The 16,687-nt window shown below is 69.5% G+C and carries 18 protein-coding genes; 9 read left to right on the top strand and 9 right to left on the bottom strand.

The genetic code is table 11. The features are described from left to right. The first annotated feature begins 48 nt into the window (after window positions 1-48). Complete coding sequence (locus J2728_RS01750; protein WP_309995551.1) at window positions 49-399, top strand: DUF3147 family protein; 351 nt, start codon at window positions 49-51, stop codon at window positions 397-399. On the opposite strand, the gene J2728_RS01755 is transcribed toward J2728_RS01750, so the two are convergent. Beyond that, entirely contained in the window at window positions 396-953 is a 558-nt protein-coding gene (locus J2728_RS01755) for a DUF1003 domain-containing protein (RefSeq protein ID WP_309995553.1), read from the bottom strand. The genes J2728_RS01750 and J2728_RS01755 overlap by 4 nt on opposite strands. A gap of 139 nt (window positions 954-1,092) precedes the next feature. Here J2728_RS01755 and J2728_RS01760 point away from each other — a divergent pair, with 139 nt between their 5' ends. Next, window positions 1,093-1,893, top strand: coding sequence for an SDR family oxidoreductase (locus J2728_RS01760; protein WP_309995555.1), 801 nt, complete (start codon window positions 1,093-1,095; stop codon window positions 1,891-1,893). Here J2728_RS01760 and J2728_RS01765 read toward each other — a convergent pair. From J2728_RS01765 to J2728_RS01775, 3 genes are all read right to left on the bottom strand, one after another. Beyond that, window positions 1,853-2,977, bottom strand: a complete 1,125-nt coding sequence (locus J2728_RS01765; RefSeq protein ID WP_309995557.1) for a cell wall hydrolase — start codon at window positions 2,975-2,977, stop codon at window positions 1,853-1,855. The two genes, J2728_RS01760 and J2728_RS01765, sit on opposite strands and share 41 nt — an antisense overlap. Before the next feature lie 408 nt (window positions 2,978-3,385). Then, the gene (locus J2728_RS01770) at window positions 3,386-4,357 is read right to left on the bottom strand and encodes a hypothetical protein (RefSeq protein ID WP_309995559.1); all 972 of its coding nucleotides are present in this window, start codon (window positions 4,355-4,357) and stop codon (window positions 3,386-3,388) included. Window positions 4,358-4,389: 32 nt separating this feature from the next. After that, window positions 4,390-4,719: a PadR family transcriptional regulator gene (locus J2728_RS01775; RefSeq protein WP_309995560.1), complete on the bottom strand. Its 330-nt coding sequence runs from the start codon at window positions 4,717-4,719 to the stop codon at window positions 4,390-4,392. Window positions 4,720-4,862: 143 nt separating this feature from the next. Between J2728_RS01775 and J2728_RS01780 the strand changes: the two genes are divergently transcribed. From J2728_RS01780 to J2728_RS01790, 3 genes are all read left to right on the top strand, one after another. Beyond that, on the top strand, window positions 4,863-5,285 hold the full coding sequence (locus J2728_RS01780) for a DUF1810 domain-containing protein (RefSeq protein WP_309995561.1): 423 nt from the start codon (window positions 4,863-4,865) through the stop codon (window positions 5,283-5,285). Between the two features lie 75 nt (window positions 5,286-5,360). Beyond that, the gene (gene adhP, locus J2728_RS01785) at window positions 5,361-6,395 is read left to right on the top strand and encodes an alcohol dehydrogenase AdhP (protein ID WP_309995563.1); all 1,035 of its coding nucleotides are present in this window, start codon (window positions 5,361-5,363) and stop codon (window positions 6,393-6,395) included. Beyond that, the gene (locus J2728_RS01790; RefSeq protein WP_309995565.1) at window positions 6,392-6,739 is read left to right on the top strand and encodes a c-type cytochrome; all 348 of its coding nucleotides are present in this window, start codon (window positions 6,392-6,394) and stop codon (window positions 6,737-6,739) included. The genes adhP and J2728_RS01790 overlap by 4 nt, the downstream gene beginning before the upstream one ends. A gap of 222 nt (window positions 6,740-6,961) precedes the next feature. On the opposite strand, the gene J2728_RS01795 is transcribed toward J2728_RS01790, so the two are convergent. Beyond that, on the bottom strand, window positions 6,962-9,067 hold the full coding sequence (locus J2728_RS01795; RefSeq protein ID WP_309995567.1) for an HWE histidine kinase domain-containing protein: 2,106 nt from the start codon (window positions 9,065-9,067) through the stop codon (window positions 6,962-6,964). 192 nt (window positions 9,068-9,259) lie between these two features. On the opposite strand from J2728_RS01795, the gene uvrB reads away from it, so the two are divergent. From uvrB to J2728_RS01810, 3 genes are all read left to right on the top strand, one after another. Continuing rightward, a complete protein-coding gene (gene uvrB / locus J2728_RS01800; protein ID WP_309995569.1) occupies window positions 9,260-11,518 on the top strand; it encodes an excinuclease ABC subunit UvrB in 2,259 nt (752 codons plus the stop codon). A 2-nt stretch (window positions 11,519-11,520) separates the two neighbouring features. Then, the gene (locus J2728_RS01805) at window positions 11,521-12,285 is read left to right on the top strand and encodes a hypothetical protein (RefSeq protein ID WP_309995571.1); all 765 of its coding nucleotides are present in this window, start codon (window positions 11,521-11,523) and stop codon (window positions 12,283-12,285) included. 103 nt (window positions 12,286-12,388) lie between these two features. Next, window positions 12,389-12,934, top strand: a complete 546-nt coding sequence (locus J2728_RS01810) for a DUF1697 domain-containing protein (protein WP_309995572.1) — start codon at window positions 12,389-12,391, stop codon at window positions 12,932-12,934. Window positions 12,935-13,010: 76 nt separating this feature from the next. On the opposite strand, the gene J2728_RS01815 is transcribed toward J2728_RS01810, so the two are convergent. Next, a complete protein-coding gene (locus J2728_RS01815) occupies window positions 13,011-13,262 on the bottom strand; it encodes a DUF2188 domain-containing protein (protein WP_309995574.1) in 252 nt (83 codons plus the stop codon). A gap of 184 nt (window positions 13,263-13,446) precedes the next feature. Here J2728_RS01815 and J2728_RS01820 point away from each other — a divergent pair, with 184 nt between their 5' ends. Then, window positions 13,447-14,379: an NAD(P)/FAD-dependent oxidoreductase gene (locus J2728_RS01820; protein ID WP_309995576.1), complete on the top strand. Its 933-nt coding sequence runs from the start codon at window positions 13,447-13,449 to the stop codon at window positions 14,377-14,379. Between the two features lie 63 nt (window positions 14,380-14,442). On the opposite strand, the gene J2728_RS01825 is transcribed toward J2728_RS01820, so the two are convergent. The 3 genes from J2728_RS01825 to bcsD all read right to left on the bottom strand — a co-directional run bounded on the left by J2728_RS01825 (window position 14,443) and on the right by bcsD (window position 16,683). Then, window positions 14,443-14,874 (bottom strand): hypothetical protein, encoded by a 432-nt coding sequence (locus J2728_RS01825; protein ID WP_309995578.1) that lies wholly within the window; start codon window positions 14,872-14,874, stop codon window positions 14,443-14,445. A 257-nt stretch (window positions 14,875-15,131) separates the two neighbouring features. Then, a complete protein-coding gene (locus J2728_RS01830) occupies window positions 15,132-16,184 on the bottom strand; it encodes a family 8 glycosyl hydrolase (protein WP_309995580.1) in 1,053 nt (350 codons plus the stop codon). After that, window positions 16,174-16,683: a cellulose biosynthesis protein BcsD gene (gene bcsD / locus J2728_RS01835; RefSeq protein WP_309995582.1), complete on the bottom strand. Its 510-nt coding sequence runs from the start codon at window positions 16,681-16,683 to the stop codon at window positions 16,174-16,176. The genes J2728_RS01830 and bcsD overlap by 11 nt, the downstream gene beginning before the upstream one ends. Between the last annotated feature and the right edge of the window lie 4 nt (window positions 16,684-16,687).

A 16,687-nucleotide genomic window follows, 5' to 3' on the forward strand; every position in this document is an offset into this window, starting at 1 on the left:
GCATGTCCGCGCTTGGCCCGGAACCCGGATCGGTCCAGGTTGGCGACCATGCTCTATCTCGTGGTCAAGGCCGCCATCTCGGGCGTGATCGTCGCCGCCGTGGCGGAGATTTCCAAGCGCTATCCCGGCCTGGGCGGTCTGGTCGCCTCGCTGCCGCTGATCTCGGTGCTGGGCATGATCTGGCTGTGGCGCGACACCCACGACCCCGTCCGGCTCGCCGACCATGCGACCGGGACGTTCTGGTTCGTGCTGCCGTCGCTGCCCATGTTCCTGCTGATCCCGGCGATGCTGAAGCGCGGCGCGCCGTTCTGGGCGGCCCTGACGGCGGGATGCCTGCTGACCATGGCGCTCTACGCGGCGATGGTCTGGGCGGGCCCGCGGTTTGGGCTGAAGCTCTAGCCCCGCGCCGCCCGCAGCCGCGCCACCTCGTCCTGCAGCACCGCCAGGCGCGTGGCGTGTTCGCGGCACAGGACCATCAGCTCGTCGCTGCGCAGGGCGTCCAGCTTGTCGATGACGCGCATGATCTCCAGCTCGGCCCGCAGATTGACGGCGTAGTCGTGCTCGGCGGTCAGGCGGTCCTTCGCCGCCTGGCGGTTCTGGCTCATCATGATCACCGGCGCCTGGATGGCCGCGACCGTCGACAGCATCAGGTTCAGGAAGATGAAGGGATAGGGATCGAACACCAGGCCCAGCGGCTTGGTCAGGACGTTCCAGGCGATCCACAGCAGCAGGGCCATCGAGAAGCCGCCGATGAAGCCCCACGAGCCGCCGACCGCGGCGACCTGGTCGGCCAGCCGCGTCCAGAACGCGCCCTGCTCGTCCAGCGCCAGGCGGGGATCCGACGGTTGCTCGGCCAGGATCAGGTCGATGACCCGCCTCTGAACGTCGTTGAGCTCGTCATAGCGCCGCCCCAGCAGGTCGAGGGACAGCTGGTCGAGATGGTCTTGGGTCATGCTTGGGGCTCTTGATGGCGAGGCCCGGATCATTCCCGGCGTCGGCCAAGCCTGGCAAGAGCGCGCGACACGGGCTTGACCCCTCGCGTCCCGCGGCATCTGATCGGCGATAACAAAGATATCGGGAGGGACGACGCCAATGACCGCCAACGGTCGAAAGAGCATCTTCATCACCGGCGCGGCCAGCGGCATCGGCCTGGCCTGCGCCAAGCGGTTCGCGGCCGAGGGCTGGTTCGTGGGCCTGTCGGATATCGACCAGGCGGGGCTGAAGGCCGCCCTGCTGGCGATCGGCGCCGCCAACGGCTCGATCCATCCGCTGGACGTGCGCGACCGGGAGGGCTGGGAGAACGCCCTGGGCGACTTCGGGCGCGGGACGGGCGGCAAGGTCGACGTGCTGCTGAACAACGCCGGCGTCGCGCGCTTTGGCGTGCTGGAGGACATGTCCGACGCCGATTGCGACATCCAGATCGACATCAACATCAAGGGCGTGATCAACGGCGCGCGGGCGGGGCTGCCCCCGCTGAAGGCGGCCGGCGGGCGGCTGATCAACGTCGCCTCGTGCGCGGGCCTCTATGGCTCGCCCAAGCTGGCCGTCTATTCGGCGACCAAGTTCGCCGTGCGCGGCCTCTCGGAAGCCCTCGACGTCGAATACGCCCGCCACGGTGTCAGCGTCGCCTGCGTGATGCCGTGGTTCATCGAGACGCCGATCCTGAACGCCGGGGCGTCAGGCACGAACGAGCACATGAGCGACGCCCTGCGCGCCGGGGGCCTGGAGGTCTACCCCGTCGAGGACGCCGCCCAGGTCGTCTGGGAAGCCGCGCGGGGCAAGGCCCTGCACTACTTCGTGGGCAAGCGGGCCAAGCAGATGCGCTTCGCCTCCAGCCACATGCCCGGCGTCGTTAGGAAGCAGCTCCGCTCCCGGCCCCTACTGTCGACTTGAGGCCGTCCAGCGGCGCGCGTTCGGTCGAGATCGCGATCGGCTTGGCGATGGCCTTGTCGGCGGTCGGAGCCGAGGCCGGCTCGGTCACCGGACCCAGCGGACCGCCCTGGCCGGCCGAGGTCGAGACCGGCTCGACACGGGCGATGGCGTTGGCGGCGTAGACGACCGGCGGCTTGCCGTCGGCGGTCAGGCTGGCGATGTCCGAAGGCGCGATATCGTCGACCGTCGGCAGGTGGGTCGGCGAGGCGGTGCGCCGGCCGAAGCGGTAGAAGATGTGCATCCCCACCTGGGTCACCCGCATCAGGCGCGGTCCCCAGACCGGCGAGACGTTGATGGTGTGGAAGTGGGTCGCCGAACCGACCTGGTTGCCGATCGCGCCCGACAGCGCGCGGGCGGCGACCTTGCGGGCCCGGTTCCAGGCGCTGACGTCGCGCGCGCGGCGCATCGAGCCGTCGCAAGCGAAGGAAAACTGGCAGCCGGTGCGGTGGTAGGCGCCCTGGAACACCACGCCGCAGATCGACTTGGGGAAGGCCGGGTGGCGCACGCGGTTCATCACCACCTGGGCCACGGCCGCCTGGCCGCTGGGGGTCTCGCCCCGGGCTTCGTAATAGACGGCGTCGGCCAGGCACTCGAGCTCGCGCGAGCTTTCCAGGGCGTTGCCCAGTTGGAACGGGCCGGGCAAGCCGGGACCGAAGGCGGAGTCGAAGCTGGCCCGCAGCATCAGCGGGCCGGTGCGGCCGCTCTGGCCCGGCATCAGGGTCGCGCCGGCGCCTTCGAGGCGGGCGGCCAACTGGGCCGATTGGCGGTCGCGCTGATCGACGGCGGCGAAGAGGAAGGGATCATGACGCTTGGCCACGGCGAGGGCGCCGGGGTCCATACGCGTAGCCGCGCTAACCATGGCCGCGTCCGAAAAGCTTCCGGAGGCGCCATCGGCCAAGCGGGTGACGCGGGCGTGGGTGGAGGCCGATTGAGCCAGGCCACCCATGAGGTAAACGCCGCCCAGGGCCAGACCCGTGATGGATCCGACCAATACGGCGCCGACCAGCCCGCGCGCATCCGCGCGCGTCTGCGACTTGATATACAAAACTCGTGTCCTGCGCGGCGAGGGCGCTCCGGCCCCCCGACAAAAACCGCTTCGAGATCCCCGGAAAAGCACTGTCGGGGAGGCCTTCGAAGCGGGGGATTGGCCGTATCACGACGTGGCCAAGATCCCGCTGTTAGCGGCTTATGAACGATTGGTGACCGACTCGCAAGCGCTCGCCCCCCCCCCTCCCCCCCGCCGCGCGCTCACGCCGCGGGGGTCAAATCGTTAATCCGTTGAATCCGCGTAAAAAGCTGGACGGTAGCGCGCGACGATTTTTTTCCCGCCGAAAACCCTTGCGCGGCCTGTTTTCCACTCATGGTGGCGCTGGCGGCGCGCCCTCGCCCGGCGCGGCCTGGGCGGGAAAAGGTTAATACGGAACCTTAAGCTTAGCTTTCCGAAGGGCGCTTTTCAGCGCCCTCGCGAGAGACGCCAACCATGGACCACGACCTTGGTCAGGTTGATGGCGGCGGCGACCCAGAGCGTGATTTCGAAGGTCAGGTCCAGGGTGCGTTGCAGGTTGGCGAGCCCCGCCTCGGAGGCCGCGGGCGCCAGGACCGTGACCAGGGGCTGAGCCGACCACAGCGCCCAGACCAGGGCGACGCCGCCCACCGCGCCCACGATCTCGGCGAGATTGCGAGCAACCGTCCAGCCCGGCTTGACCACCAGGAACAGCGACGAGACCACCTGCGCGATCGCGAGGGCCAGGATCGGCCAATAGAGCTGCTGGAACACCGGGGAAACTCGCAGGAACGCCTCGCCCCCTCGCGTCGTGATCACATTGCCCACGGGGAACGCGACGACCCCGGTCCACCAGCCGATGAACAGCAGCATCACCACCAACTCGAACAGCCCGTCGAAGCGGCTCTTCACGAACCACTCTCGACTGTCGGAGACGCGGGGCAACTCGCTGACCTTCCAACGCCGGAATCCGTCGGTCTTGATCCAGCCGCGCTCGATGGCGGCGGCGATCAGGGTGGCGGCGCCGATCAGGCCGAGCGCCGTTGGGATGAAGTCCTGCACGGTCCGGAAGACCAGGCGGGCGTCGCCATGGGCGGTGAGCAACGCCACGCCCGCGGGGACCGCCGCGGCCAGGGCGGCGATGGCCAGCAGGGCCTTCACCCCAAACAGCCAGAACGGATAGATTTCCGGCCCGACCAGGGCGCGCGCGGGTCCGTAGCGGCCCGCCACCGCGATCGGATGGCCGATCTCGCGCAGCAGGTCCTCCATCTCGCGCTTGTCGAGGGGGCGGCCGCGCTGGGCCTCGGCGTCCTCGACGCGGTTGAGGATCAGGTCGCGCAGCTCGGCGACGATGTCCTGGCGCGAGGCCTTGGGCAGCAGGGCGGCGACGGCGCCCAGGTAACGATCGACGAGATCGCTCATGTCATAGGGTCCTTCGGTGAGGGTGGCCGCTGTCACAACAGAGGCTCCAGGGCGGCGTTGATCCCGCGCCATTCGTCGGCGAGGCGCGCCAGCACGGCCCGCCCCTCCTCCGACAGCTGATAGAAACGCTTCTTGCGCTTGTCTTCCTCGCGCCACTCGCTGGCCAGGAGGCCCTGGGCTTCCAGCCGCCGCAGCATGGGATAGAGCGCGCCTTCGTCGATCTCGACACCGACCGACGAGAGGGCCTGGCGCAGGCTGTAGCCGTAGCGCTCCTCCCGCAGCTGGGCGAGGACGGCCAGGATCAGCGTCCCCCGCCGCAGCTCCTGGCGGAGCGATTCAAAGATGTCCGTATCGGTCGGCATAGAGTGTGCGCCACATAGTGTGCATCACATGGTGTGTGATACACACTGTATGTCACACAGTATAAACGCGCGTCAATGGCGTAACGTGGATCGCTCGGAGGCGACGCGTATTCTCCAGACGACCACCGCGACGGGAGCCGCCCATGGCCGACCTTTCCCGCTTCGTCGAGGCGCAGGCCACGACCTATCAGAGCGCCCTCGCCGAGCTGCGGCGCGGACGCAAGGCGAGCCACTGGATGTGGTTCATCTTCCCGCAGATCCAGGGCCTGGGCTCCAGTCCGACCGCGCGCCTCTACGCCATCGCCGATCTGGCCGAGGCCAGGGCCTATCTGGAGCATCCAGTGCTGGGGCCCCGCCTGCTGAAGGTCGTGGCGGCGATCAACGCCCTGCCCGGCGGCGACGCCCATGCCGTGTTCGGCGCGCCCGATGACTTGAAGCTGCGCTCAAGCCTGACCCTGTTCCAGGCCGCCGCGCCCGACGAGCCGGCGTTCGGCCAGGCGCTGGACAAGTACTTCGGCGGCGCGCCCGATCCGCGGACGCTGGAACGACTTGCGGTAAAACCGTAGGTAGTCGCCCCGACTGCGATCTCGCCGGGTCGGGCGTACTATGGCCGCCAAGAGCTTCAGCTCGGGGAGAACGCCATGGACACGATGATGAAGGCCGCCGTGGTGCGGGCCTTTGGCCAACCGCTGGTGATCGAGGATCGCCCGCGCCCCAAACCGGGTCGCGGTCAGGTGCTGGTCAAGATCGCCGCCTGCGGGGTTTGCCACACCGACCTGCACGCCGCCCACGGCGACTGGCCGATCAAGCCGTCCCTGCCCTTTGTCCCTGGCCATGAGGGCGTCGGCGCCGTGGTCGAACTCGGCGAGGACGTCGAGCACCTGAAGATCGGCGACCGCGTCGGCGTGCCATGGCTGCACACCGCCTGCGGCCGCTGCGTCCACTGCCTGGCCGGCTGGGAGACCCTCTGCGAGAAGCAACAGAACACCGGCTACTCGGTCGACGGCGGCTTCGCCGAATACGTCCTGGCCGACGCCGACTATGTCGGGCTGATCCCGGCCAACCTCACCTACGTCGAGGCCGCGCCGATCCTGTGCGCCGGGGTCACGGTCTATAAGGGCCTGAAGGTGCTGGACGCCAAACCGGGCGACTGGGTGGCGATCTCCGGCGTCGGGGGCCTGGGGCACCTGGCGGTGCAATACGCCAAGGCCATGGGCTTCAAGGTCGCCGCCGTCGACGTGGCCGAGGACAAGCTGGCCCTGGCCCGCGCGCTGGGCGCCGAGCTGACGGTCGACGCCAGCCGCGAGGATCCGGTCGCGGTGTTCCAGGCCAAGGTCGGCGGCGTGCAAGGCGTGCTGGTCACGGCCGTCTCGCGCGGCGCCTTCGCCCAGGCGCTGGGCATGGTTCGGCGCGGCGGCACGGTGTCGCTGAACGGCCTGCCGCCCGGCGACTTCCCGCTGTCGATCTTCGACACCGTGCTGCGCGGGATCACCGTGCGCGGCTCGATCGTCGGCACGCGGCTCGACCTGCAAGAAGCCCTGGCCTTCGCCGCCGACGGCCGGGTCAAGGCGACGGTCTCGACCGAGGGCCTGGACGCTATCAACAGCATCTTCCAACGCATGGAGCAGGGCGCCATCGAGGGTCGCGTGGTGCTGGACTTCGAGGCCGCCCGGTGAGAGCGGCCCTCCTGGCGCTGGGCGTGGCGCTGGTCGCCTCCCCGGCCTGGGCCCAGGCGTCCGCCGAGAACGGCGAGCGGATCGCCCGGCGCGCCTGCGGCGGCTGCCATGCCGTGCGCGGAACCAAGAGCCCCCTGCCCGACGCGCCGCCGTTCACGCGGCTTCACGCGCGCTATCACAAGGGCGGCCTCGACGCCCTGCTCGACGAGGGCATGCTGGCGCCCGCCGATCCCCCGGAGGAAGGCTCGCCCCGCACCCATCCGCGCATGCCGATGGTCAAGCTCGACGACGACCAGCGCGCGGACCTGAAGGCGTATCTGCGGAGCCTGGAGCCGAAGCGGTAGGGCTATAGGCCTGCGGCGTTGGAGCTAAGAACTCGCCCTCCTGGGCCCTGTGCCCAGGACCCATGCTGGCGGCTGGCTCTGATTTTGCGGATAGGCGAGGCGGACAGGCCCAGATCATGAGTCGATTTCAGCGACGACGGACCGATGGGTCCTGGGCACGGGGCCCAGGAAGGCGGGAATTGATCTCCACTTTGAATGTTGGTCCGCCATAAGACAGCGCCCCTAAACGTCCGGCATCGGCGGCGGCGGCCCCGGCGTGTCGTCGGCGTCGAGCGGGAAGCTGATCTCGCAGCGCACCCCCGCCGGGTCGTGCTCCAGGCGCACCTGGCCGCGCAGTTCCCGCGCCAGGGCCTGGGAGATCAGCCGGGTCCCGAAGCCCCTGCGGGTCGGGGGAACGACGGGCGGGCCGCCCTCTTCCGCCCAGAGGAACTCCAGCTGGCCCGCCGCCACGCGCCACGTCACGCGGATCAGGCCTTCCGGCGCGCTCAGCGCTCCATATTTCAGGGCGTTGGTGCTGAGCTCGTGCAACGCCATCGACAGGGCCAGCGACCGCGCCGGCGACAGGCTGACCGACGGCCCTTCGGCGATGAAGCGATCGGCGACGAACGGCTCGGCCGCCTGGCGCACCAGGTCGCCAAGCTCGGCGCTGGCCCAGCTGGACTGGGTCAGCAGATTGTGGGTCGCCGAAAGCGCCATCAGCCGCCGGTCGAACGCCTCGCGCGCGGTGGCCAGATCGTCCGACGAGCGCAGGGTCTGGGCCGCTAGGGACTGCACCGTCGCCAAGGTGTTCTTCACCCGGTGGTTCAGCTCGTTGATCAGCAGGCGCTGCAGCTCCTCGGCCCGGCGGCGCTGGGCGAGCTCGGCCTGGGCCGACTGATAGAGGCGGGCGTTGTCGATCGCGATGGCCGCGTGCGAGGCCACGCCCTCGGCCAGCCATTGGGCGCGTTCGTCGAACACGTCCGGATCCGAGTGGCCGAAGAACAGCCCGCCGATGACCTCGCCCGAGCGCGATCGGACGGGCACGGCCAGGTAGCTGCGCACCGGCAGGTGGCCCTCGGGCATGCCGCGATGCGGCGCGTTTTGGCCGTAGCGGGGGTCCTGGGTGATGTCGCCCGAACGCACCGTGCCCGTCCCCTCAAAGGTCGGGGCGAAAACCTCGGTGGGCCTGGGATGTCCGAAGGCCTCGAACGCCGAGCGCGGCGCGCCCGACAGGGCGTAGAGCATCATCGACCGCCCCTCGGCGTCCGGCGCGGTGTAGAAGAACGCCGCGTAGCGCGCGCGGGTCAGGGCCGCGCCGGCGTCGATCACAACCTGGACCGCGCGCTCCAGGTCGAGCTCGGCGGCGATCACCGCGCCGGTCTCGTTGAGCACCGCGAGGGCGGCGCTCTCGGCCTTGTAGCGGCTCTCGCTGCGTTCCAGGGCCTCGCGGCCGCGCCGCTCGCTGGCCACGGCCGCCAGGATCAGGGTCGTCGAGGCCATCACAGCCACGAACTGCTGGGTCAGCAGGATGGACCCGGCCGGCCCGGCGTTATGGAACGGTCCGCCGCCCTGCAGCGTCCCGACGAAGGCGCAAAGGCTGACGATCAACGTGGCGAGCGCCGCGCCCCGGGCGTCGAAGGCCAGGCCCGCCCAGACCAGCAACGGGAACACGAACCAGGCCCGCGAATAGGCCCCCTCGCCCCGCAAGAAGATCGCATAGGCCAAGGCGCCGGTCGCCACGCAGATCAGCGCCAGGTGGCCAAGGCGGGCGGGTGTCCACCGCTCTAGCGCCCCGCGCCAGGTCAGGAACGCCGGCGCGAAGGTCAGCACCCCGGTCACGAAGCCGAACCACCAGTTGACGAAGGCCTGATCGACCTTGCTCGGCGCCGAGCCCCCAAGCAGCAGCATCACCGCGCCCGCGCCGGCCGAGATGGTCGCCCCGCCCGCGCCGGCGCCGATCACCAGCCATAGAGCGCTCCGTAGGCTATCGAGCTTGGCGTTGGTCTTCAGACGATTGAGGATCAGAACGGGGATCAGCGCGCCGAGCGCCGTGGCGGTGGCGATCACCAGCTGGGCCCACGGAGGCTGAGGCGCGGCCATCACCCAGAAGGTCAGCAGACGGCCCAGCAAGGCCCCCAGCCACACGCGCGGCCCGTAATAGGCCACCGCCGCCAGGGCGATGCCGGCCGAGGGCCAGAACGCCGTCCCCGCGCCCGGCACCACGGCCCAGCGCAGGCTGATCACCGCGGCGACGCAGTAGATCAGCGCCAGGCTGGCGACCAGCAGCCATTCCCGAAGCGTGCGCGGCGTCAGATTGGCGCGCTCCAGCCAGCGTACGACCGACGTCACGCGCTCCGCTCCCGGCCCGTCCGCGCCCTCAAGATGTCCACACTCCCAAAGCCTACGTTCAGCTTATCGCCTTCCGCCGACTCGTCGCCATACGCCTTTTTGCTCGGACGGGCGCCCCTGCCGCCACCCTGCCGCCATTCCCTGTCAGCAGCCCCCCTAGCCGCCGGCCGTCCGCGCGCCTACCTTGGGGCCATGCCTCGCAGCCAGAACCCCGGCGTTTCGGACGTCTCCGCGCCCTTCGTGATGGATGCCGTCGCCGATGTTTCGGCTGGCGTCATGCCCATGCTGTGGACCCCGCACCGTCCCGCGCGGCCGGACAAGACCGAGGGCGGGCGCAAGTTCAAGCTGGTCAGCGAGTACCAGCCCGCCGGCGACCAGCCGACCGCCATCGCCGAACTGGTGGGTGGCCTCCAGAACGGCGACCAGGACCAGGTGCTGCTGGGCGTCACCGGCTCGGGCAAGACCTTCACCATGGCCAAGGTCATCGAGGCCACCCAGCGCCCGGCCTTGATCCTGGCCCCGAACAAGACCCTGGCCGCCCAGCTCTACAGCGAGATGAAGTCGTTCTTCCCGGAGAACGCGGTCGAGTACTTCGTCAGCTACTACGACTACTACCAGCCCGAGGCCTACGTGCCCCGGACCGACACCTATATCGAGAAGGACAGCTCGATTAACGAGCAGATCGACCGGATGCGCCACTCGGCCACCCGGGCGATCCTGGAGCGCGACGACGTCATCGTCGTGGCCAGCGTCAGCTGCATCTACGGTATCGGCTCGGTCGAGACCTACACCGCCATGACCTTCACGCTGGAGGTCGGGCAGCGGGTCGACGAGAAGCAGCTGATCGCCGACCTGGTGGCCCAGCAGTACAAGCGCAACGACCAGGCCTTCGAGCGCGGCGCGTTTCGCCGCCGCGGCGACACCATCGAGATATTCCCCGCCCACTACGAGGACCGCGCCTGGCGCGTGACCCTGTTCGGCGACGAGGTCGAGGCCCTGGCCGAGTTCGACACCTTGACCGGCAAGAAGACGGCCGACCTTGAGATGATCAAGGTCTACGCCAACAGCCACCACGTCACCCCGCGTCCCACGCTGCGCCAGGCGATCATCGCCATCCGCCAGGAGCTGAAGGAGCGGCTGGAGTGGCTGACCGCCAACGGCAAGCTCTTGGAGGCCCAGCGCCTGGAGCAGCGCACGACCTTCGATCTCGAGATGATCGAGACCACCGGCTCGTGCGCCGGCATCGAGAACTACAGCCGCTATCTGTCGGGCCGTAAGCCCGGCGAGCCGCCGCCGACCTTCTTCGAATACATCCCCGACAACGCTCTCCTCTTCACCGACGAGAGCCACCAGACGGTTCCGCAGATCGGCGCCATGTACAAGGGCGACCGCAATCGCAAATGGACCCTGGCCGAGTACGGCTTCCGCCTGCCCTCGGCCCTGGATAACCGGCCCCTCAAGTTCGAGGAGTGGGACGCCATGCGGCCGCAGTCGGTGCATGTCAGCGCCACCCCGGCCGACTGGGAGATGGAGCGGGCCGGCGGCGTCTTCGCCGAGCAGGTCATCCGTCCGACGGGCCTGATCGACCCGCCGGTCGAGGTGCGTCCGGTCTCCAAGGACGGCGCTTCCCAAGTCGACGACGTGGTCGACGAGATCCGCCAGACCATCGCCAAGGGCTACCGCACCCTGGTCACCGTGCTGACCAAGAAGATGGCCGAGGACCTGACCGAATATCTGAACGAACAGGGCATCCGCGTCCGCTACATGCACTCGGACGTTGATACTCTTGAGCGCATCGAGATCATCCGCGAGCTGCGGATGGGCCATATCGACGTGCTGGTCGGCATCAACCTGCTGCGCGAGGGCCTCGACATCCCCGAGTGCGGCTTGGTGGCGATCCTCGACGCCGACAAGGAAGGCTTCCTGCGCTCGGAGACCTCGCTGATCCAGACGATCGGCCGGGCGGCGCGGAACGTCGACGGCAAGGTCATCCTCTACGCCGACCGGATCACCGGCTCGATGGAGCGGGCCATGGCCGAGACCTCGCGCCGCCGCGAGAAGCAGCACGCCTACAACCTCGAACACGGCATCACGCCCGAGAGCGTCAAGCGCGACATCAAGGACATCCTCAACAGCCCCTACGAGCGCGGCGACCGCGTGCTGGTGCCGATGGGCATGTCCGAGACCGACGACCGTCCGTTCAGCGGCGACAACTTCAAGGCCGCGCTCAAGGACCTGGAGGCCAAGATGCGCGAGGCCGCCGCCAACCTGGAGTTCGAGACCGCCGCCCGCCTGCGCGACGAGATCAAGCGCATGAAGCTGATGGACCTGGAGTTCGCCAACGAGGTCCTGGCCGCCACCGGCGACGAGGTCGACAAGGCCGCGCCCAAGCGCCTGCGCGCCGAGATCCGCGAGGAGAAGGCCGCCGAGTTCCGCAAGAAGCGGCGCTAGCCTTGGCGACCGACGCCCCCGCGCCCCGGCCGCTTCCGGAGAGCATCCAGACGACCCTGGGCCGCAAGGCGCTGGGCCTGGCGCTGGCGTTCAGCCTGACCCTGCTTGGGCTGCTCGGGCTCCAGGCCGTCCAGACCCTGCTCGACCGGCCCAACGAGGCCGTCGTCGCCACGATCCCGGACGTCCTGGCCATCTGGCGCGAGGAGGAGTCGTCGGCCCTGTTCTGGGCGTTCCTGCTGATCATCATGCCGCCGCTGGTCCTGATCCCCAACGCGTTCGGCGTGCGTCATCGCCCGCCCGCCCCGGGGGTTTCCGCCCGGACCCGCTGGGCGATCGTGGCCCTGTCGGCCCTGATCGTGGCCGCCGGCGTCGGCGTGGGCGCCGTCTTCGGCCGCGCCGAGGTCGCCGTCGCCACCCCGGTCGGCGTCAGCTGGCTGAAGGACGGCAAGGTGCGCGAATACTGGTCCTGGGGCGCGGCGACGACCATCGCCGCCGCCTGTGTCCAGCGCGACGCCAGCGACGGCGGCGACAAGGCCGGCTTCGCCCTGAACTACGACGTCACCTTCCCCACCGGCCGCGAGGCCCGCCTGGTCCGCGCGCCGGACAAGCTCGCCGACCAGGTCCCGCGCCTGGCGGTGCTGGACCAGCGCCTGCGCGCGACGGGCGTCCCGCGCTTCACCAGCGCGGAGCCGGCGTGTTTGGAGCACTACGGGCGCGAGCTCGCGCCGGCGGAGCGGGCGACGCTAGGCGCCCTGCTGACGCGCTAGCCGTCACCCCCTCCCCTGGTTGGTTCGACGCGCCGACCTCAAATTGCCCGCGACGGCGGCCCGCGCAGGGCCTAAACAGCCGCCTCGTTCGAAAGGCCCGACCATGTCCCTCCACATCGCCCTGCTGCGCGGCGTCAACGCCACCGGGGGTCGCTTGATCACCGGCGACGAGTTGACGGGCCTGCTGACCGATCTCGGCCACACCGACGTCCGCATGGCCCCCAAGGTCGGCGACCTGGTGTTCGAGAGCGGCGAGCGCACGGGCGCGGAACTTCAGACCCAGATCGAAACCGAGCTTCTGGCGCGCCTGGGCCTGCGCACCGATGTCTATGTCCGCACCGCCGAAGCCTGGCGGGCGTTGATCGCGGCCAACCCGTTCCCGGACTTCGCGGCGGCCAATCCGGGCTGGCTGATGACTCTGTTCTGCAAGGACACTCCCGACAAAAAGGCCATGGGCGCCCTGCGCGCGGCGATCCGCGGCGCCGAGCAGGCGCGGGCTGAAAACCGTCAGATCTATGCGATCTACCCCGACGGCGTCGGTGGCTCGAAACTGACCAACAGCCTGGTGGAGAAGACCCTCGGCGCGCGGATCACGGGGCGGACGTGGACGGCGGTGCTGGCGCTCGCCGAGATGCTTGAGCCGAGCTAGTCCCTCGGTGTCTTTCTCGGCTCTATCGTCCCGCCCCTCCTGAACCGCGCTGGCTTCGGCGCCGGACGCCTTGCCCCTACGCCGCGACCGCCTCGCCAGGTTCGCCGATGATCTCGTGGCGATCACCGATCCAGCGCCCCACGAAACGGCCCGTTCGGTCATGGATCCAGACCTCGGCCTCGCCGCCGCGCGCGCGGACCTCGGACGCCAGGGCGCGGGCGCGGCGTTCGGCTTGGCCGCCGGTGTCGAAGACCATCGGCTCGCCGGCCGAGGACGTTCTGACGGACCATCCCCCATCGAAGGGGGAGACCACGAAAATACTCCGCATGGTTCTCTCCGCTCAAATGGATGCTTCCGAAGGAAGCGTGCTGAACGTAGGTGTCATTCGGGCGGTTCCAAGCCCCCATCCAATGATGGCGGCGCCGGCCGAGGCCCCCCGGAACCGCCGAGACGGCCGCCCGTTGCTGCACGGCGCTGGAGGCCGCCGGAGCGGTCGACGCTCGGATGCTCGCATGACACCCCTCGACTCGGACCGCCCCGCTCAAGACACGGCCTACGACGCCATCGTCATCGGCGCGGGCCCCGCCGGCCTGACGGCCGCGACCTATCTGGGGCGCTTCCTGCGCAAGGCGCTGGTGCTGGACGGCGGGCGCTCGCGGGCCAGTTGGATCCCCGAAAGCCACAACACGCCCGGCTTCCCGCACGGCGTCGGCGGCGAGGCGCTGCTGGACCGCCTGCGCGATCAGGCCGACCGCTACGGCGCGGAGCGGCGCGCGGGCAGGGCGCGGACGCTGCTGCGCGGCGCGGACGGCTTCGTCCTGGCGATCGATCAGGAGAACGCCGACGCGCCGGTGATCGCGCGCGCGCCGTTCGTGCTGCTGGCCACGGGGGTGGTCGACCGCCTGCCGGTCCTGGAGGGCGTGGAGGATGCGATCCGCGCCGCCCGCGTGCGCCTCTGTCCGATCTGCGACGGCTACGAGGCGAGCGGCCAGCGGATCGCCGTGCTGGGCGACGGCGAGCACGGCGCGCGCGAGGCGGCGTTCCTGACCACCTATTCCCCCGCGGTGACACTGCTGGACCTGCGGCCCGACGCCCCGATGGAGGGCGAGCGCGAGGGGGACGGCGCCTTCGAGCGGCTGCCGGTGAGTCTGGCGGACATCACGCTGGGGCCCGACGGGGTGATGGTCGGGGACCGGACCTTCGACTGCCTCTATCCAGCCCTGGGCTTCGACAGCCAACAGGCCCTGGCCCAGCAGGTCGACGCCGCCCGCGACGCCGACGGCCGCCTGGTCGTCAGCGCCCACCAGCAGACGTCCGTGGACGGGCTCTACGCGGCGGGGGACGTGGTGCGGGGCTTGAACCAGATCGCGGTCGCCACCGCCGAGGCGGCGATCGCCGCGACGGACATTCACAACCGGCTGAGAGCCTTGGCGCGGCCGGGCTAGCCGCCCGTCATCGGGCCATCCCGGAAGCGTCAAGCGCCACGGCCGGGATGAAACAGGAAAGGCCTACAGAGTCGCCTGCGGTTCCGGCTCGCCGACCGAGCAGATCTCGACCCACACGCGATAGAGTTCGTTGCGGGTGTCGTTGGCCAGGGCGGCGCGGCCGTTGACCACGATATAGGGCTGGAACTCGGCGCCCGCGCCCAGGCGGACCTCGCCGCACACGGCGACACGGCCTTGGCGGTGCTCGATATGCTCGTTGCGGAAGCCGACATTGTCCCAGACTTCCATCTGGCGCTTGACGGTCCATTGGGCGCCGCTGATCTCCATCTGGCGGATGCGCGGCAGGGCCAGGGGCGTCTCGATCTGAGCGGACTTGGCGCTGGGGTGGTAGCCGATCGCCATGAAGCCGACGAAGGCCAGCAGGATCAGATACGGCGCGAGCGAGCGGATAAGCGGCGTACGGAGCGTCGGCCCTTCCGCCATGTTTCCAGCCATCGGAAATCTCCGCCTATCGTCAAGCCGCCCCGGTGGGAAAAAGGGTCGGCCCACGTAAAACGTCGTTAACACGAAACGACGCCAAGAACCACGGCCGCCCGCCCCAAAACTAGTAAGAAGCAGGCGGATCCACACCGCTTTGAGTGTAATCAAAATCACACTCGCCGCCAGAACGAGCACTGACTCAGACTATATTTCAGATCGGCGTTATCCGCGCGGCGACCTAGTGGCGCACGGCGCGGCTCGCCGAACCATGATCAACGCTTCCGGCTCGACTTGCCCTTTTCACGGTGCTCGTCGGCGGCGATCTGGCTGAGGATCAGCAGGGACGAGGAATAGTAGTCTTCGTTCTGGATCCGGGCGGTCGAGGCCTTGCCGGTCAGGGCCAGGTCCGCGACGCTGGCCATGCCGACCGGGGCGGCGAACGGGGCGACCTCGCCGGTGCTCACGTCGATCCAGGCCGGGGCCGGCTTGCCCGCCGACCGGAACGAGGTCCACCAGCGCTTGACCGGATCCAGCGAGGCGTCGCCGCAGCGACCCGACCAGCACATGTAGAGCGGCACCCGTATGGCGTCGAAACCGAAGCGCGGCGGACGGTCGGGATCGGTCCACATCGCGCCGGCGGTGTCGACCTTGACCCAGTCCACGGGCAGGTCCGCCGCGCCGAAGCGGGCGTCGCGCAGGGCCTTCAAGGCCTGATCGCGCACCATCGGCCAGGGCGACTTGGGCTCGCGCGCGGCGAAGGCGTCGAGCGCGGGCATGATCGCGTAGGACGGGTTGAAGATCATCCCCTGGGCGTTGACGAAGCCGTCGACGCCCGGGACCAGCAGCGTCCGGTTCCCCTGCTTGACCAGCAGCTTGCTCAGGATCGCGCTGCGGATCTGGGCGCTGGCCTCCAGATACTCCGGACGCTTCCAGCGCTCGCCGCCGCGCAGCAGGGCCCAGGCGATCAGCAGGTCGCCGTCCAGGGCGTTGTTGGGATCGGGGGTGTGCAGATCCCCCGTGGGGATGTAGCGCCACTTGAACAGGCGCGTGTCCGGCCGCGACAGGGTCTGGTCGGTCCAGGTCCACATCTTCTTGAAGGTCGCCGGATCATCATAGGCCGTGGCCATGATCATCGCGAAACCCTGCCCCTCGGAGTGGCTGACATTGCCGTTGCCGGTGTCGACCACCCGTCCGTCGGACTGGAGGAAACGGGTCTTGTAGTCCGTCCAGTTGCCGGGCGTCGGCGCGGCGCAGGCGCTCATGGTCACGGCCTGGAGGCCCAGGGCGGCGACCACCAGCAGCATCGCGCGCCGATTAGAGGCCATAGGAGAATTCCAGGACGTCGTCGCTGGCGCCTTCGCGGTGGGTGGCGGTCATTTCCGGCCGGCCGCCCTGGCTTTGCAGCCAGACGGTGTAGACGCCTTCCAGCAGCGCGCTGAAGGCCCGGCGCCAGTGGCCGCTGGCGTCTTCCAGGTGCTGGCCCGGATAGGCGCGGTGACGGATGGCGATGGCGCTGTCGGCCAGGGCCAGCGAGACATAGCCCCAGTCCATCTCGGCCAGGACGACGTTCAGCGAGGCTTCCAGCTCGTCCAGGGTCTTGACCGGCGGCAGGGACACCGAGCGCGACACGCGCAGGCCGATCTGGCGATAGAAGCCCCACGCCTCCTGGGCGCTGAAGTTCTCGAACAGCTCGTCGGCCATGGCCAGCATCACGGCGCGCCACTGGGCGCTGAACTGGCGGGCGGCCAGATAGCGCAGGTCGGCGGTGTCGGCGACCTTGGCGGCTTCCGGCGCGACGGTCCGGGACGAAAGGCTCTTCAACATCGGT

This window comes from Caulobacter segnis, assembly GCF_031454995.1.
GTDB classification, from domain to species: Bacteria; Pseudomonadota; Alphaproteobacteria; order Caulobacterales; family Caulobacteraceae; genus Caulobacter; species Caulobacter segnis_E.

What these genes read in the sequence shown, in the direction of transcription:
- J2728_RS01750 (WP_309995551.1), top strand. Translation starts at nt 49, where the DNA reads ATGCTCTATCTCGTGGTCAAGGCCGCCATCTCGGGCGTGATCGTCGCC.
- J2728_RS01755 (WP_309995553.1), bottom strand. Translation starts at nt 953, where the DNA reads ATGACCCAAGACCATCTCGACCAGCTGTCCCTCGACCTGCTGGGGCGG.
- J2728_RS01760 (WP_309995555.1), top strand. Translation starts at nt 1,093, where the DNA reads ATGACCGCCAACGGTCGAAAGAGCATCTTCATCACCGGCGCGGCCAGC.
- J2728_RS01770 (WP_309995559.1), bottom strand. Translation starts at nt 4,357, where the DNA reads ATGAGCGATCTCGTCGATCGTTACCTGGGCGCCGTCGCCGCCCTGCTG.
- J2728_RS01775 (WP_309995560.1), bottom strand. Translation starts at nt 4,719, where the DNA reads ATGCCGACCGATACGGACATCTTTGAATCGCTCCGCCAGGAGCTGCGG.
- J2728_RS01780 (WP_309995561.1), top strand. Translation starts at nt 4,863, where the DNA reads ATGGCCGACCTTTCCCGCTTCGTCGAGGCGCAGGCCACGACCTATCAG.
- adhP (WP_309995563.1), top strand. Translation starts at nt 5,361, where the DNA reads ATGGACACGATGATGAAGGCCGCCGTGGTGCGGGCCTTTGGCCAACCG.
- uvrB (WP_309995569.1), top strand. Translation starts at nt 9,260, where the DNA reads ATGCCTCGCAGCCAGAACCCCGGCGTTTCGGACGTCTCCGCGCCCTTC.
- J2728_RS01810 (WP_309995572.1), top strand. Translation starts at nt 12,389, where the DNA reads ATGTCCCTCCACATCGCCCTGCTGCGCGGCGTCAACGCCACCGGGGGT.
- J2728_RS01815 (WP_309995574.1), bottom strand. Translation starts at nt 13,262, where the DNA reads ATGCGGAGTATTTTCGTGGTCTCCCCCTTCGATGGGGGATGGTCCGTC.
- J2728_RS01820 (WP_309995576.1), top strand. Translation starts at nt 13,447, where the DNA reads ATGACACCCCTCGACTCGGACCGCCCCGCTCAAGACACGGCCTACGAC.
- J2728_RS01825 (WP_309995578.1), bottom strand. Translation starts at nt 14,874, where the DNA reads ATGGCTGGAAACATGGCGGAAGGGCCGACGCTCCGTACGCCGCTTATC.
- J2728_RS01830 (WP_309995580.1), bottom strand. Translation starts at nt 16,184, where the DNA reads ATGGCCTCTAATCGGCGCGCGATGCTGCTGGTGGTCGCCGCCCTGGGC.
- bcsD (WP_309995582.1), bottom strand. Translation starts at nt 16,683, where the DNA reads ATGTTGAAGAGCCTTTCGTCCCGGACCGTCGCGCCGGAAGCCGCCAAG.